Origin of the sequence: Ruminococcus sp. (assembly GCF_017650195.1) — a bacterium.
Lineage (GTDB): Bacteria > Bacillota > Clostridia > Oscillospirales > Ruminococcaceae > Ruminococcus.
The window spans coordinates 1-2,912 of the sequence record NZ_JAGCFH010000325.1; the positions used below are offsets into that span (position 1 = coordinate 1).

The 2,912-nt window shown below is 45.9% G+C and carries 2 protein-coding genes; both read left to right on the top strand.

The window, feature by feature from the left end:
• Nucleotides 1-937, top strand: a 937-nt coding sequence (locus tag J6U00_RS14545) for a YfhO family protein (RefSeq protein ID WP_296583067.1), incomplete at its 5' end; no start/stop codon positions are given.
• Nucleotides 938-1,384: 447 nt separating this feature from the next.
• Nucleotides 1,385-2,912, top strand: a 1,528-nt coding sequence (locus J6U00_RS14550) for a glycoside hydrolase family 5 protein (protein ID WP_296583069.1), incomplete at its 3' end; no start/stop codon positions are given.

The window sequence follows — 2,912 nt, forward strand, 5'->3', positions numbered from 1 at the left end:
CAATTCATCGCCTATCGTAAGAATGGGCCCCTTCGAAGAGGGAGACGAGGTCGAGATCAGACTTACCATACCGCCTACAGGCGACCACGGTCGGTATACCGGAAGCAACGAATATATGATGGTAAGGAAGAACGCCGGCTTCAATTTCTACTACCTCGACGAGGAAGCTTTTAAAGAAGACATCGCGAAGCTTCGGGACAACTCCTGGAACCTCGATATGAGCCAGACCAACGACAGATACCTTGTAGGCGATGTTGACGCATCAGACGGTGAAATACTCATGACCTCGATTCCCTACGAGCCCGGCTGGGAGGTAAAGATCGACGGAAAGACAGTACAGAGCCAGATACTCGAGGAAAAGAACGAAGAAACCGGAAAGGTGACACTCCGCAATGACAGTGGTGCAGAAGGCGCAGTCATCGTACTCGGCACTCTCATGGGTATCCGCGTTCCCGCAGGACACCACACCGTATCAATGAAGTATACTCCTCCCGGCTTCAACATTGGAGTATTAACGCTTATACTCGGTATAATCCTTCTTGTGCTCTTCTATATGTACGACAGGAAGCACAATAAGGTCATCGCAGACAAAAAGAAAACAAAAGAGCTCATAAAGAGCGGCGAGGCTGACAAGATAGCCAAGGAAGCCGAAAAGGTAAATGATACCACCAAGAAAAAGGTGGAGATAATCAAGTCCAAGGGCGCTGTCGCCGAGGAGCCTCTCAAAAAAGCTAAGGATTCTTCCGAGGAAGCAGAAGAGGAAGCCGAAGAACTCGTGAGCGAGGCAATCGATAAGGCTGAGGACGCTGTCGATAAGGCAGCAGATATAGCCGAAGACATCAAGAAAAAGGCAGAAGAAGCCGCTGAGACTGTTGTGGAATCAACAGAAAGCGCAGTCGAAAGCGTTCTTGAAGAAGCCAAAAAGAAGAAAAAGTAAGCTCTTCAGCCCCTGCAATTGCAGGGGTTTTTTTTACCCTACCGTTTTTTCGGTATCCAATCAAGAACCTATATAGGCATCTAACCTACAGCCTTAACCATGAAAACAGGTGCATAAAAAATAACAAAATGAAGAACCTAGTTATTAATTAATTGTTTCCAAATCAATTGTTTTATTTAGTATTGTAACACTTTAAACTATTTAAAGCAAATATTATAAAATAATAACACAAAAGAAACATAACCGCCCGTTTTACGCCGATTTAATTGGCATTTGTACTAATTATCCTACCAATATTTCTATGCAACATTTGTTGCATTTTGCACAAACCATATTGACATTTTTCTACAAATATGCTAAACTAAAAGTGTCAAAAGCTTTATGGCCTCTGCACTGGACCATAAAGATCAAAACCTAAACTAACAATATTTTAGGGAGGAAAATATCATGTTCAATCAAACAAAAAATGTGAAGCGTATCGTGAGCATATCTGCTGCTGCAGTTTGCATGATCGCATCGCTCCACATTGCTCCGCTCGATGACTATGTTGCTGTTGCAGCGGACAAAACAATGACAGCTTTTGAGATAACAGAAAATATGAAGATTGGCTGGAACCTCGGTAATACCCTTGATGCAACTATCAAGGAAAAGGACGGTACTTATCCGCACTGCGGAACCGAGACCGAGGAAGCATGGGGCTGCCCCAAGGCAAATCAGACCCTGTTTGATGCGCTTAAGGCAAAGGGCTTCAATACAGTCCGTATCCCTACAACATGGTTCCAGCACCTTGATTCCAATGACAATATCGACCAGGATTGGCTTGCCCGTGTAAAGGAAGTTGTTGATTACGGTATCAAAAACGATATGTACATAATCCTCAACGTTCACCATGAGGAATGGATCAACAGAAAAGACCTTGTTGATGCTTACGACGTAATCAAGCCCAGACTTCTCAAGATATGGAGCCAGGTTGCAGAAGAGTTCAAGGACTATGATCAGCACCTTATCTTCGAATGTATGAACGAGCCCCGTGCCGTTGGTACAGACTGGGAGTGGTGGGCAGCAGAGGCTGTTCCAGAGTGCGACGTTATCAACAAGCTCGAGCACGACTTTGTGGACCTTATCAGAAGCACTGACGGCCCTTACGCAAAGACCCGTCTCCTTATGCTCCCCGGCTACTGCGCAAGCGCAGAACAGACCTTCCTGAAGGCTATAGACCTTCCCGACGATGACTATCTTGCAGTTTCGGTACATGCTTATACACCCTATGACTTTACTATGAATACAAAGGTTGCAGATCACTCCGTATTCACAGGAGCTTATGCACAGAACCTTTCCGATACTCTTCAGGGTATGCGCGACATTTTCCTTGATAAGGACGTACCCGTTGTCATCGGTGAGATGGGCACTTCAAACTTTGATAATACAGAGGCTCGCTTAGACTGGACAAACCTTTACTTCACAACAGCAAAGAAGTACGGTATTCCATGCTGTCTCTGGGACAATAATATAGTTTCAAATCCTAAGGACCCCGGCGAATGCCACGGCTATATCGACCGTGAGTCAGGACAGTGGCACGAGGCAAGCCTCCCTATCATCAACAAGATGATGGAGATCATGAGCGATGATTCTATAAAGTGGGGCAGTGAAAGAAAGATACCTTCATACACACATCAGGACCTCTCGTCAGGTACTGTGTTCAGAGATAAAGCCGTGGAGATCGACGCTTCCAAATCAAAGACCTACGAGAACACAACTCCCGGTCAGGAGATCTCATGGGCAGAGCTTGAGGGCAAGGAAGTTGCTATCAAGTACACAGGCACAACTCCCGTGCTCGCATTCTCTGACGCCGAGTACGGCAACTGGACAGAGTTCAAGCCCTACACCGTTGACGAGGAGAACGGCATTGCTTACTACCTCGTAAGCCAGCAGCTCCCCGCAGCTTGGAACGATCTCTCCACTGTTAACCATATGC